Genomic DNA, 13288 nt, shown 5'->3' on the forward strand with positions numbered 1-13288 from the left:
GAGGCGGGGGCCCGCGCTCCGGGGCGGTCGGTCAACTCTTTCCGACGCCGACCGTCCCTGGCAGGAGGAGGTCCTTCTCCATCAGGTAATCGTCCATCAGGTAACCTCCGCCGATGTCGACGACGAGAGAGGTGCGGACAGTGAATCCGCGGCGCCGGTAGGCGGCGATGGCCTTCGTGTTCTGCTTGTTGACCTGGAGGACGATCCGGTTGAAGCCGCGGCCGACCGCTTCAGCTTCGATCCAGCTGAGCAGCTTTTGACCGAGTCCGTGGCCGTGGAAGTCCGGGTCGAGATAGAGTTTGTGGAGCTTGGCCTCAGCCTGTCGGCCGCCCGGGCCGAAGGAGGCGAGCCCGATGAGATTCCCGTCCGACCAGAGCAGGGGGAAGGCGATCCCCGCCTCGAGTTCCGCTTCGAGGGTCGGGATGGCGTAGCCCCGTGCGAGCATATAGTCGATCTGCCCTTCGGTGATGATGCCTGGGTAGTGGATTTTCCAGACACGTCGGGCCAGTGCGGCGAGAGCGGGGAGTTCGTCCCGTCGGGCATAGCGGATGGTCGTGGTGCTCATGCGGGCCGTGGAGATCGGAGAACGTGATGGGTTGAGGGGTGGGAAGGATCGGTCATCCACGCCTCACGAATCAACACGAATGCCGGATGGAAAGCCGGATTTCCTGCGGGTTGGTCCGGGAGAGCGGCCCTCCGGCCGGCCCGGAACCCGGGATCATGCGGCCGCTCCGCCCCGGTCTCACTCTTCCACGTAGACTGGCATGCCGATCCAGGAAGCTTTGGAAAAGGTGGCGGCATTCCAGTTGGCGAGGCGGAAACAGCCATGGGATTCGGTCCGGCCGACTTTCTCGGGTTCGGGGGTTCCGTGAATGCCGTAACCGGGAAGGCTGAGGCCCACCCAGGCCACTCCGACCGGGTTGTTCGGTCCGGGCGGAATCATGAGTTTGCGCTTCAATTGGCGTGCCTCGGCCGACTCCGGGAACACGTCCGGGTCAAAGGTGTAATTGGGGTCGGTCGCGATGACCTTGACCTCGATCCGGCCAACCGGTCGCTTTTCCACCCTTTGGGCGATACTGCAGGGGAAGTGCATCAGGAGCCGGCCCTGCTCATCGTAGGCCTGGAGGGTCTTGCCTCCGAGATGGATGAGGGCCGTGGCGATCTTCACCGGACTCTCCTCCCGGGCTGCATCCGGGATCGAGAGGGCGGTTCCAGGAGGAACCTCATTCCAGTCGACAGACGGATTCAGTCGGCGGATGAGGTTGGGATGGGCATGGCCGCGTTCGGCGGCCATTTCAAGAATGGAAGCGTAGCCGAGATGTTCCATTTCGGACTTTTCCAGCCAGGTTCCGGGGACCGGATGGAGGGCGGCAAGATCTTCCTCCTGCACGGTGATCGTGGTCAGGGCCGGTCGGGTCAGGATGAGTTTCTGTCGGGTGGCATAGTCGAGTTCGCCGTTCACCCGCAGGTAGTTGGCCTGTTGAAAGGCCTTGAGGGCCGCCTGGGTCTGGGCACCGTAGACCCCGTCGATGGACCCGGAGGAAATGCTGCGGCGGCAGAGGGCGATCTGGGCCTCAAGCAGATCGGCAACCGGTCCGGGCTGGAAGGTTTTGCTGGCGGCCGGCGGGGGAGAGGGCAGCGGTGGTGGGGGCTTGAACTCGATCCGGTCTTGGGCGGAAGCGGCGATCGCGGTGCCGGCGAGTCCTGCAAGGAATCCTGCCAGTGCCCGGTATGAACTGTTCTTCCGAGAAATCAACATCCCGATGATGGGGTGAAAACCGAAGGAAAGTCGATCCCTGATGGAACGACTCCCGGGCAGGGCATGCCCGGCGGCGCGGCGGTCAACGGACCGGACGGAGCATCTTGAGCGTGCGGGCGATCGACCGGTCGATCGCCTCCCACTCGAGCGTGATATGCTCGATGGCGGGGGAGGCCACATCTTCGGGGAGATCGCGGACGCTCATCAGTTCCGACCAGACATGGTCGCGACGGCGCTTGAGCCGGCGAAGGACTTTGACGAAGCGGGCGCGGGTCCCGGCTTTCAGGTGGCTGATCCGTTTGTCGAGGATGAAGAGTTTTAGGTCGATGAATCTCATGGTGTTCGCGATGAGCAATGCATCAACAATGCCAGCCGGCTTCAGGATTGGACTTTCGACCGCCCAGGGGCGGCATTTACAGGTTTTTCATACCTTCGGCCTTTGCCTCGGGGGTGGCCTGCCGGAGCTTCTGTCGCCAAGCCGGCAGGAAACGTCGGCCATGGGTGCTTTTTGCCGCCCTGGTGTGGTATCCGCGGCAATTGCCAGAACACACTAGATGACCGGGCGGTCGGAGAGGGCCCGATCGATCGGGGCATGTTTGCCGGACCAGAGACGTTTGGCCGTCCAGTCCTCGGCGTTGGCCGACCAGAAGGGCTGGTCCGCCGCGAGGCCGAGAGGCAGTAAAACCGCGGAGGCCAGGTAAAGACTGCCGGTGGAGATATAGTTTTCCCCGATGGTGCTCTGGTTCCCGCAAAACCCGATCCGGAGCCAGCCGTTTTCGTCGTAGGTGCCGGAGGCGCTCAACATCCGATCCATGACGGCAGTCAGGGCGGAGCGGACCTGACCCGGTTTGAGTTCCTTGGGAAGGCTGGATTTCTGGGCCAGCTGCGCCAGAAGCTGGAGGGATCCCGTGCGGTAGGCGAGGGAACGGCCGAGGGGTGGGAAGGTGGCTTCCGGGGAAATCAGGTGTTCGAGGTGGACGGCACAGCGTTGGGCCCGTTTGAGGACGATCTTTGGGTACTCGGGTGAGATCCATTCGCGGACGCGCCCGACTTCGCCGAAGATGTCCAGGAGCATTGGGTGGATGACAAAGCTGTTGTAATAGTCGAGGTGGAAGACGGGTCCATCGCTGTAGAGGCCGTCCCCCCGGTACCATTGCTCGTGCTGGCGAATTGCGTATTCAATTCGGACCGGCTCCCACCTGGAATCGAGCCGGTGCAGGGCGGCTTCGATCATCGCGGGGAAAAGGAGCCAGTTGTTGAAGCCCGGGGCGATACCGCGGGTGGACTGGAGGGCCTTGGAAAGATCGTACCGGCCCTTTTCGGGCAGCTTCTGGACCAATTGAACGGGCGCACGGACAAGACTCTGGGCCAGAAAGGCGGCGTCGACGAGTGGCTGACCGTATTCCGTGAAATTGCAGAAATCGGGCGATGCCGGATTGGTGATGGCGACAATGGCCTTGCGGGCGAGTTCCCGGTAACGACTTTGCGATTCCTTTTCCGGGCCTTCGGGCAGATTCTCAAGCTCCAGCCACGGGGCGATACCCGCGAGGAGGCGACCGACCGCCTCGAGGTGGGTCACCTGCTCCCTGGCGACTCCCTGGGCATGCTGTTCGACCGGCATCTTCTCATGCAGCTTGCCTTCAGCGGCGGCTTCGAGGACGGCAGAGGCCATGCGCTGGAGGTGATCCAGCCATTTCTGCCGATCCGACGGGCTTTTCTGGGTTTGGGCGTCGCTCATTGGGTTGCTCAGGGGTACATATCGGAAAAACCGGGCCGGACTGGAAGTTTTCCTCAGGGCCGGCGTGCCGCAGATTCGGGCCGGCGACGACCCGGGCGCCGCGTTCGATCCCCGATTTGTTCCTGCGGGAGGTGCCATGCGTCGCGGCCCCCTCTGCCAAAACGGCGCATTTCATCACTTGCAAGAAAGTTTCTTACGGCTGGACGGCAACGCGCCGGGATCAATAGTCGGGGGTGTGCCGGCGAAAGTCCCAGTCATCGATCTTCAGGGGGTCACCGTGGTCCGCGACGCCCGGATTCTCTCGGATATCCATTGGACGGTGGGCCGGGGTGAACATTGGGCGATTCTTGGGGCGAACGGTTCCGGCAAGACTTCCCTGCTCAGCATCCTTTCCGGCTACCTGACTCCGAGCGAAGGAATCGTCCGGGTCTGTGGGCAGACCTACGGGGAGGTGGACTGGCGTGAGCTGCGCAAACGTTTCGGGGTGGTCAGCAGCACGATCCGTCAGGCGATTGAACCGGCCGAGCCGGCGGATGAAATCGTGATCAGCGGACGCGAAGCAATCATCAATTACTGGGGCAGTCCGACCGGGGCGGAGAAGCGGCGGGCACGGAAGATCCTGGCGGATCTGGAATGTCTTTATCTGGCAGACCGGACCTGGCGGGTGCTTTCGCAAGGGGAACGCCAGCGGGTCCTGATCGGAAGGGCCTTGATGGCCGAGTTGGACCTCCTGATTCTGGACGAACCCTGTGCCGGTCTCGATCCGGTCGCGCGGGAGAGTTTTCTGCAGTCCGTGCACCGATTGGTCCGCAAGCCGGATGCCCCGACCGTCCTGCTGGTCACGCACCACGTGGAAGAGATCCCTCCCGCCTTCACCCATGTCCTGCTGCTGAAACACGGAAGGGTCCTTGCGGCAGGGAGGAAGTGGACCATCCTCACCGACGACCTGCTTTCCCAAGCCTTCGACGCCCGTGTCACCCTGACCCGGAAGCGGGGACGTTGTCAGATTAAGCTGGGCTGAACCGGTCGGGCGGACAAGAGGTCGGCGGTCAGTCGATCCGACGGTGGACCGAGAACCAATGCGCCTCTTTCGGAAAGTTTCTTCAGCCACTCGAACGGATGCGGGCAGGGGTGGGTTTCACCAAAGCCCCGCCGGTGTCAGGCTGACCTTGGAATGAACCTGTTCCCCTTTGCGGATCGGAGAGTGCGGTCATGACGAAGAAAGAACGTTTCCTGGCCTTTGCGCGATTTGAACCGGTCGACCGGGTCCCCCGGCGGGCCACTTATGTGGACGACCTCAGGGAGCGGATGACGCGGGTTCTCGGTCAGGCTCCGGACCTTTATTTCGACATGGATACCGGTCATGGGGCCGGCCTGAATCCACCGGAGGGTTTCGAGTTTCCCGATTACGCGATCTACCACCCGGACTTCGAAGTGGGGAAGGGCGGATTCACCGTGGATCGCAATGGTTGCGGGCACCTCAGCACGGGATTTTATCACTTCACCAAGTACATCAGCCCGCTGCGTCACGCCACCCGCTTCGAGGAGATCGAAAACTACCCGATCGCCAGCAATGCCGATTGGCTGGACGATGAGATGCTGGCGGCCAGGCGGCGGGCGGAAGCTGAGGGCACCTACACCCAGATCTTCGTCGGCCATATGTATGAGAATGCCTGGCAGGTGCGCGGATATGAGGAATTCCTGATGGATCTCCTGACCGATCGGGAGTGGGCGGAGTGTCTGCTCGACCGGTTCTGCGACAACAATCTGCGAACCGCGGTGGCGGCCGCCCGGGCCGGGTATGATTGCATCGGGACCGGAGATGACGTGGCCAATCAAAACACCCTGATGTTCCAGCCGGATCTCTGGCGGACGGTCATGAAACCACGCTGGGCCAAGGTCATCGCGGCGGCGCGGGCCATCAAACCCGATATCCAGGTCTGGTACCATTCCGACGGAAACCTGACGCCGATACTCGATGATCTGGTTGAGATCGGCATCACCATCCTCAATCCGGTCCAGCCCGAGTGCATGGATCCCGTGGCGGTGCGCAAGCGTTTTGGCCGGCGCCTGGCCTTTGACGGCTGTGTCGGGACACAGACGACGTTCCCTTTCGGGACGCCAGGGGAAATGCGACAGTGCGTCCGCGACCTGGCCGACGTCCTGGAGGCCGGGAAAGGCGGCCTCATGCTCTCGCCCACCCATGTGCTTGAACCCGAGGTGCCGCCGGAGAACGTGAGGGCCTTTTTCGAAGGGTGTGACGCCCTGGTCTACGATTGAAGGCTTTCAGGCAATTGCTTGACCCTATTCGCACCGGTTATAATTGAACCCTTGAAAACCTTTGGGGTGAACCGGCGGGATTCTTCCGGCAAGGTCATCCGGTCCACCTGCAACCACCACCTGCCATGAACAAGGAAACCTCTGGATCGGATCGGGCGATGAGTCGTCGCCAGTTTATCGGGGCGGGCGTCGCCACCACGGTGGCGCTGACCGCCGGACGGGCCGTCGGCGCGGAGCCTTCAGCGGGAGAGCCGACCCGGGACTCCGGCCTGCTCCCCTACAATCCACGCACCCACCGGGCCATGCCGACCCGCAACCTTGGTCGAACGGGGTTCCGGACGGGCATCTTCAGCCTCGGTTGCCAGGCTGCCATCGAGAAGAAGGGAAACGCCGATCAGGCGGTTGAGATCATCCATCGTGCCCTTGATCTCGGTGTCAACTACCTGGATACATCCCACGTTTACGGGGGAGGAGCCAGCGAGACCCATGTCGGGCTTGTCATGCGGGAACGAAGGAAGGAGGCCTTTCTGGCAACCAAGACCGGTCGGCGCGATCGGGAGGGAGCCCTGGAGGAATTCGCGATCAGCCTTGAGCGGCTCCAGACGGACCATGTGGATCTTTACCAGCTGCACAACGTTCAGACGATGGAGCAGCTTGACCAGATCTTCGCTCCGGATGGGGCGATTCATGCGTTTGAGCAACTGAAGAAGGAGGGACGCACGCTTTTTGTGGGCATCACCGGGCACTTCGAGCCAAATGTCCTGCGGGAGGCGATCAATCGCTATCCCTTCGACTGCATCCTCATGGCGATGAATGCGGCGGACCGGCACTACCTGAGTTTCATCGAGCATCTCTTGCCGTTCGCTTTGGAGAAGGAGATGGGCATCATTGGCATGAAGGTCGCGACCCGCGGTCGAGTCCTGTCGGAATGGGTACCCGGACCGCTCGAGGATCAACCGGAACGCATGCGGACGGCCCGACCGGGCACCCTGACCATGGAGGAAGCCCTGCGCTACAACATGTCACTTCCAGTCAGCACCAATATCGTCGGAGTGGACAACGTGGAACAGCTGGAGGAGAATCTGGCCACCGCTTCAGGTTTCACTCCGCTGAGCCCGGGTGAGATGGCGGCGCTCGAGGAACGCACCCTGCCGATCGTCCGGCAGGCGCTCTATTTCCGCCGTTGGGAATTGGGAGCCTGAACCGGGGCCTGCCGTCCGGGGATCGAACCGCATTCCGGACCACACCTGCAGGCTTGGAATCCCGGCCGGTTTGGTCCAGCTTCGCTGCTCCAGACCGGCCATGCCCATCATCGAACAGGAATTCCTCGATCTGACGGCGTCTCTCGATCCCGACGCCTTCTGGGCCGAAAACGAAGTCTGCGCCAGTTTCACCGAGGACAAGCCACGCTGCTTCTTCTCGTTTTCCCCGGACGATCACTGGCTCTTCGAGTTTCTCCGGGTTGATTCGACCGTCGCCTACTACCGGGACAAGGCTTGCCGGGATCGACTGCATCGGGAGGCCAACGCGGTCACGCTCGAATACGTCGGCAAGGCGTTCTTCAGCGAGGATACCTGGGTTCATGCGCCGAAGCGGATCGAGAATCTCTTTGGCTCCGAATTTGCCTACCTGGAATCGGGCACGCCCTGGCTGCAGCCTGTGACCGAGGATCCGGCCGAGTTCTCGAGAATTCTCGACCGTGCCGAGGCCACCCGGATCGAGGAATGGGCCCTGCCCCCGGACTACCTGGAGGAATGGGAGCTGCGCAAGCTGCGCGGTGAGTGCATGCCCGCCCTGGGCACCGGCAGCCGCGGTCCGGCCACCATCATGACCTCCGTTCTCAATCCGGAGATCCTCTTCCTCTGGGCCTATGACTACCCGGACCTCATCGGGCGCTTAAGCTTCCTCCTGGCCGAGAAGATGGTCGAGCTGAACCGGTTTCTCCGAGAGTTCAGCGGAAACACGCACCGGGGCTGGTGGATTACTGACGACAACAGCGCCCTCTTCAATTCGGAACTCTATCGCCGGTTCTGCTTTCCGGTGCTCCACCAGGTCATGGCGGAGCTGGCTCCGGGTGCAGCCGTGCGCTACCAGCATTCGGACAGCGCGATGGGCCACTTGATGGACCAGCAGTTGGAGCTCGGGATCAATCAGGTCAACTACGGTCCGGAAGTCGACGTTGCGGCGATCCGCGCCGCATTGCCCAAGGCGATGATCCTGGGCCAGATGCCGCCCTTTCTTCTGCGCAACGGGAGCGCGGAAGCCATCCGGGAGAGGGTCCTCGAGGACTTTGCCAAGGCGGGAAAAGGCGGGGGGCTGCACGTGACGACGGCGGGCTCGCTGGCGGCCGGCACCGGGGTGGGCCGGATGCGCTGGTTGATGCAGTGCGTGCAGGACCACTGTCGCTATCCCCGGGGATAGGGCAGAACCAAACGTAGCTACTGCACACCAGATTGGCGCTTGGTTGGCAAAGGCTGAGGGAAACATCTCAGGCCTCGGTTGTCCTTCCCGACACCATCGAGATGGGCCGGGACGGGTCGATGGCGCGCCCAGCGGTCACGCCCTACCGCCAGATCGGTCAGATCAGGTAGGGCGTGACCGCTGGGCGCGCCGTTCTGACGGTCAATGGTGGAATCAACGATCAATCACCGTAACTGAGCGCCATTCCAGCACACTACGTATTGTTCCGTGGGTGGGGGACGGCAGTTCGACATTGTCTTGCCGGGACCCGGTCTGCGGATTAGTCCACTCCGTTCATGGAAATGATGTTCTGGAGGAAATCCGTGCTGTCGGGTCTGGCCTTCTGCGGGGTGTGGGTCACCTCGGTCCTTTCAGGCGAGGAGGCGCAGCCGGTTCTGACCGCCGATCAGTTGCGTGCCGGCGCGGTGGTGGCGGCTTCGTGCGGCCAATGTCAGTTCGGGATGGAGGGGGACTCCTGCGATCTTGCGGTGCGGATCAATGGTCAGGCCTATTTTGTGGATGGGACCGGCATCGATGACCACGGTGATGCCCACGCGACGGACGGTTTCTGCAGCGCGGTCCGCTCAGCACGGGTGGCCGGATCGATCATTGACGGCAGGTTTCACGCGACTTCCTTTGTCCTGCTCGGGGAAGGGTCACCGGATGAAGACCGGCTGGAAGGCGCCGCCGAAGAGGCCGCCACGACTCGGTCTGAGCCGCTGAGCTGAAGCCTCCGGAGTCAGCAGGTCACGCCCTTGCCCTCGCTGCCGAAGACACCGAGCCGGTAGTCGTCCTCGACCTTGGTGGCGGTGTCGGGAGCGTAATGGTATTGGATGGCGCGACGGCGTTCTCCCGAGTTGTTGTGGGGGGTCCCGTGGGGCAGGAGGCCGTCGAAGAGCAATAGGCCTCCCGGTTTGAGCGGGACGGCGACTGCTTCGCAGCCCATCATCTCGTTGTCACAGATTTGCCAGTCGCGCCGTTTGAAATGGATCTTGGGACCGAGGCGGTGACCGCCTTCGAGCAGGTGCATGCAGCCATTGCCCACGGTTGCCTCATCGAGGGCGATCCAAACGCCGACGATCGGTGTTCCCAGCGGGTAGGCGAAATAGGCATGATCCTGATGCCAGGGCTTTTCCCGTCCGAGACGAGGTGGTTTGATCAGTGCCATGTCCTGAAAGAGAGTTGGCGTTCCACCGATCAGCCGGGAGATCACGGCCATCAATCCGGGGTGGGTGGCCATGGCCCGTAGTCCGGCATCATGGTCGACAAAGAAACCGAGTTTGCGGACGGCATCCTGCCTTTGAGCGGCGTTCAGGGACGGGAGGATCTCCCTGGCCTTGGACTCAAACCAGATCCCCTTGAAATCGGGCTTCTGTCCCATGATGAGCCCGACGAGGCCGTCGAGCGCCGCCTTGACCTCTTCCGGACTGAAGGCGTTCTCAATCGCGAGATAGCCGGTCTGGCGGTATTCCTCGATGGCGGCGTCATCGATGGAACCCAGGCCGTCGCGTTTCGTGGCAACGCGGGCCGCCCGGTAGAGATTCGGGTCGTGCATCTCGGAACCCTGGTCGAAGGCGAGGCCCTCCTCGTGGATGGTTTCAGTGGTGGCGCTTTGCATTTATCTGTCAGGTGGTCGTTTGGGGGAGTGCTTGTTTGAAAGAGATCATAGTGGTTTTCTGGTTGCACTTCCATGGTTGCGGCGGATATTTTTTTGCACTAAAGAGACAAATATATGGATTGGCTGCAGTGGCGTCCGCGGATCAACAGTCTGGGCCGGGTCCGGTGTGAACCGGGCTGGGACCTGCGCTGGACGGAACCGGACCGCCTGACGGACTATGACCTCTGGTTTGTCTGGGAAGGGATTGGGCGGATGCGGCTGATGGATCGCGAGGTGGATCTGCACGCCGGCCGGTGTTTCTGGATGCGTCCCGGGCGGACCTATCTGGCCGACCAGGATCCGACCCGCCGACTCGGGGTCACCTATATCCACTTTGACCTGATCGGTCCGGATGGCCTGTTGCCGGCGCACGACTTTGAGGGACTGCCTGACGAGTCCTTCCTCATCAGCGAGGTCGGGTTCTTTGATGCGGTGACGCGTCGGATTGTTGATCGACTCCGGCTGCTTCCCGGGGGTGGAAGCGGGGCGGGCGATTTGGCCCGGGCCGAGGCGGAAGCTCTGCTCTATGGTCTCATCCTCGGTTGCGTATCGGGAGAGGTCGTCCAGTCCGACAGGGAATCAACGGGGCCGGGTGCGGTGACGTCCGCTCTCCTGCACGAACAGGCCCTGAGGATCCTCGAATCTCCGGAACAGCGATGGGATGTGTCGCATCTCGCACGGGAGGTCGGTTGTTCGGTCCGCCACTTTGCCCGATTGTTCAAACGGACCACGGGACGGGCACCGCGTGATTTCATTGTCGATGCCCGGGTGCAGCGGGCCAGGCATCTTCTGCGCAATCTCGACCGCTCAATCACGGAAATCGCGGAAGTCCTCGGCTATGCCGACGTTTTCCTCTTCTCGCGTCAGTTCAAGGCGCGCACCGGGGTCAGCCCGATGAGATTCCGGACCGGGGATGCCCGCCGCTGACCTCAGGAATGAGGGGGCGTGGGTGGAGTCCGGTCTTCGTCGACATCAATCTGGTCGAAGAAGGTCAGAATATCGGTCCGATCAGCCATTCCGGACGACTTTTTCCGTGCCTCGAGTCCCGCGGTGCCGGCGTCGCGCCAACCCCGTTTGATCATGAAGTCATTGAAGAAGAGGATCTCCGTCGGGCTACGGGTCCCTCCCTTGGACTGGCACCAGGCGAGGACTTCCTCGTCGCTGCCGCCCGAGAGTGTCCGTTGCTTGATTTCGTCGTAGGCCACGCCGATGAAAGCTGCGCATCGGCCATCGAAGCCGACGCCGAGGTTGTCATGAAAATCCGCCGGGAGCTTACCGGCGTGGTGGAGGCGGATCTTGTCCAGCATCCGCCCGAAATAGACAATGCCGCCGACCTTGTCGTAGCAGCTGCGCAATCCTTCGATTTTCATCTCCGTGGATATGGGCGAGCGGTCGACCGTAGTCGACTCAGAAAGAAGCCGCAGATCCCCGATTTGACGGCCCACCAATCTCCACCAATCGGCACGAATCAGAGAGTTTATCTTCGATGATGAAACCTGGCTCCATTCGTGGGAATTTGTGCAGATTCGTGGGCACCCCTCTCAAGTCAGTGAACCATCGAGGTCAATAGCCCGCGGCCTGGCCGTCCTTGCGGCTTTCCGACGCTCCATGGTAGACTCCGGTGGCGGGATTGCGGAGGATGGCCTGATAACCGCCGAACCCGCCGCTGCCCGCGCGGATATCGTGTCCGAGGTTCTCCAGGGCGCGCACGGTTTCCCAGGGGATCCCGGATTCCAGTTCGACGTAGCCACCGTTCGTCATGAGGGAGTCGGTTGGTTCAGACGATCCCAGATGCTGCCAGCGGGGGGCGTCGCCCGCTTCCTGGGTGTTCATGCCGAAATCGATCATATTGACGAGGATCTGCACATGACCCTGGGGTTGCATGCCTCCGCCCATCACCCCGAAACTCAGCCACGGTTGACCATCCTTCAGGACAAAAGCCGGAATGATGGTATGGAAGGGACGCTTGCCGGGCGCGTAGGCATTGGGGTGGTCCGGTTGCAGCGAAAAGAGTTGACCCCGGTCCTGGAAACCGAATCCCAGTCCCGGCACGACGATGCCCGAGCCCATGCCCCGGTAATTGCTCTGGATCAAGGAGACCATGGTCCCCTCGGCGTCGGCCGTCGTCAGGTAAATGGTGTCGCCGTTGTGCAGGGCGGGATTTCCGGCATCGATGCGTCTGGCCGCCCGGCCGGGATTGATGAGGGCGCGACGTTCGGCAGCGTAGGCCTTGGAAAGGAGGCCCTGGAGCGGGATCTCCGCGAAATCGGGATCGGCGTAGAACCGGGCCCGGTCCTCGAAGGCCAGCTTCTTCGCTTCAATCATCAGGTGAAGAACCTCCGGGCTGTTGGGTCCGGGAGCCTTCAGATCGTAGGCCTCAAGGATATTGAGCATCTGCAGGGCGGCGATGCCCTGCCCGTTGGGAGGCAGTTCAAAGACATCGTAACCCCGGTAGTTGACGGAAACGGGCTGAACCCAGTCGCTGCGGTGACTCTCGAAATCGGTTTTTCTCAGAAAGCCGTCGTTCGCCCGAAAGAACACATCCATCTGATCGGCGATCGCACCGCGGTAAAAAACGTCCCGCCCCTCGTTGCCGAGCAATCGAAAGGTCCGGGCCAGGCCCGGATTGCGGAAGATTTCCCCGGTCCGGGGAGCCCGGCCATTCGGAGTGAAGGTTTCGACGAAGCCTCCGGGCTGATTGACGAGGGCGGCAGTGTTGCGAGCCCAGGCATGGGCAATCACTTCGCTTACCGGGAACCCCTCCTCGGCGTAGCGGATGACCGGCTGGAGGACGGCGTCGATCGGCAGCCGTCCAAATCGATGGTGAAGCTCGAACCAACCGTCGACGGCCCCCGGAACGGAAATGGGCAGCATGCCGTGGGGGGGGATCGATTTGAGACCCTGGCGGTCGAGCTCCGCCTTGAGTTGATCCAGGGATAGCCCCGATGGGGAGCGACCGCTGGCATTGAGCCCGTGAAGCCTCTTTGATCCGGAGTCCCAGACGATTGCAAAAAGATCCCCACCGATCCCGCAGCCGGTCGGCTCCATCAACCCGAGTGCGGCGTTGGCTGCGATGGCGGCGTCAACGGCCGACCCGCCGGTCTGAAGGATCGACAGGCCAACCTGTGTGGCCAGAGGCTGGCTGGTCGCGACCATGCCTTGGTTGGCAACGACTTCCGATCGGGTGGCAAAAGTCTTTCCGGTGATGCGGTCCACGCCCGGAAGGCTGGAAGCGGCTCGGAGAAAAAGCAATCCCATGGCGGTGAAAGACGAAGGAGCCACAATCAGAGGTTGGCTGGTCTCGGAATGCAGGGCATGCCCGGCCCCTGCAGACCAGGTTCGATCCTTTCCGTCCGGGTCTTCGCCGGACCCGATCCGGTACCGCCGACCCTCG

The 13288-nt window shown here is 62.3% G+C and carries 13 protein-coding genes; 6 read left to right on the plus strand and 7 right to left on the minus strand.

Features of this window, described 5'->3' with window-relative positions:
- Positions 1-31: 31 nt before the first annotated feature.
- The 4 genes from R3F07_05520 to R3F07_05535 all read right to left on the minus strand — a co-directional run bounded on the left by R3F07_05520 (position 32) and on the right by R3F07_05535 (position 3497).
- Positions 32-565, minus strand: coding sequence for a GNAT family N-acetyltransferase (locus R3F07_05520; GenBank protein ID MEZ5275819.1), 534 nt, complete (start codon positions 563-565; stop codon positions 32-34).
- A 177-nt stretch (positions 566-742) separates the two neighbouring features.
- Entirely contained in the window at positions 743-1759 is a 1017-nt protein-coding gene (locus R3F07_05525) for a L,D-transpeptidase (GenBank protein ID MEZ5275820.1), read from the minus strand.
- 82 nt (positions 1760-1841) lie between these two features.
- On the minus strand, positions 1842-2096 hold the full coding sequence (locus R3F07_05530) for a hypothetical protein (protein MEZ5275821.1): 255 nt from the start codon (positions 2094-2096) through the stop codon (positions 1842-1844).
- 213 nt (positions 2097-2309) lie between these two features.
- Positions 2310-3497, minus strand: a complete 1188-nt coding sequence (locus R3F07_05535; protein ID MEZ5275822.1) for a DUF2264 domain-containing protein — start codon at positions 3495-3497, stop codon at positions 2310-2312.
- A gap of 235 nt (positions 3498-3732) precedes the next feature.
- Here R3F07_05535 and R3F07_05540 point away from each other — a divergent pair, with 235 nt between their 5' ends.
- From R3F07_05540 to R3F07_05560, 5 genes are all read left to right on the plus strand, one after another.
- Entirely contained in the window at positions 3733-4518 is a 786-nt protein-coding gene (locus R3F07_05540; GenBank protein ID MEZ5275823.1) for an ABC transporter ATP-binding protein, read from the plus strand.
- A gap of 191 nt (positions 4519-4709) precedes the next feature.
- Complete coding sequence (locus R3F07_05545; protein ID MEZ5275824.1) at positions 4710-5777, plus strand: uroporphyrinogen decarboxylase family protein; 1068 nt, start codon at positions 4710-4712, stop codon at positions 5775-5777.
- 125 nt (positions 5778-5902) lie between these two features.
- Positions 5903-6979 carry an aldo/keto reductase gene (locus R3F07_05550; protein ID MEZ5275825.1) on the plus strand — a complete coding sequence of 359 codons (1077 nt, stop codon included), beginning with the start codon at positions 5903-5905 and terminating at the stop codon, positions 6977-6979.
- Between the two features lie 100 nt (positions 6980-7079).
- Entirely contained in the window at positions 7080-8198 is a 1119-nt protein-coding gene (locus R3F07_05555; GenBank protein MEZ5275826.1) for a uroporphyrinogen decarboxylase family protein, read from the plus strand.
- Between the two features lie 335 nt (positions 8199-8533).
- Complete coding sequence (locus tag R3F07_05560) at positions 8534-8965, plus strand: DUF6370 family protein (protein MEZ5275827.1); 432 nt, start codon at positions 8534-8536, stop codon at positions 8963-8965.
- Positions 8966-8976: 11 nt separating this feature from the next.
- Here the strand turns inward: R3F07_05560 and R3F07_05565 are convergent, their stop codons facing one another.
- Complete coding sequence (locus tag R3F07_05565) at positions 8977-9855, minus strand: phytanoyl-CoA dioxygenase family protein (GenBank protein MEZ5275828.1); 879 nt, start codon at positions 9853-9855, stop codon at positions 8977-8979.
- A 114-nt stretch (positions 9856-9969) separates the two neighbouring features.
- Between R3F07_05565 and R3F07_05570 the strand changes: the two genes are divergently transcribed.
- Positions 9970-10821, plus strand: a complete 852-nt coding sequence (locus R3F07_05570) for an AraC family transcriptional regulator (GenBank protein MEZ5275829.1) — start codon at positions 9970-9972, stop codon at positions 10819-10821.
- A 2-nt stretch (positions 10822-10823) separates the two neighbouring features.
- Here R3F07_05570 and R3F07_05575 read toward each other — a convergent pair whose 3' ends face one another.
- Together R3F07_05575 and ggt are read right to left on the minus strand one after the other, a co-directional pair.
- Complete coding sequence (locus R3F07_05575; protein ID MEZ5275830.1) at positions 10824-11264, minus strand: DUF5069 domain-containing protein; 441 nt, start codon at positions 11262-11264, stop codon at positions 10824-10826.
- A 193-nt stretch (positions 11265-11457) separates the two neighbouring features.
- Entirely contained in the window at positions 11458-13176 is a 1719-nt protein-coding gene (gene ggt / locus R3F07_05580; protein ID MEZ5275831.1) for a gamma-glutamyltransferase, read from the minus strand.
- Between the last annotated feature and the right edge of the window lie 112 nt (positions 13177-13288).

The sequence above is a fragment of the Opitutaceae bacterium genome (assembly GCA_041395105.1).
Taxonomy (GTDB): Bacteria; Verrucomicrobiota; Verrucomicrobiia; order Opitutales; family Opitutaceae; genus B12-G4.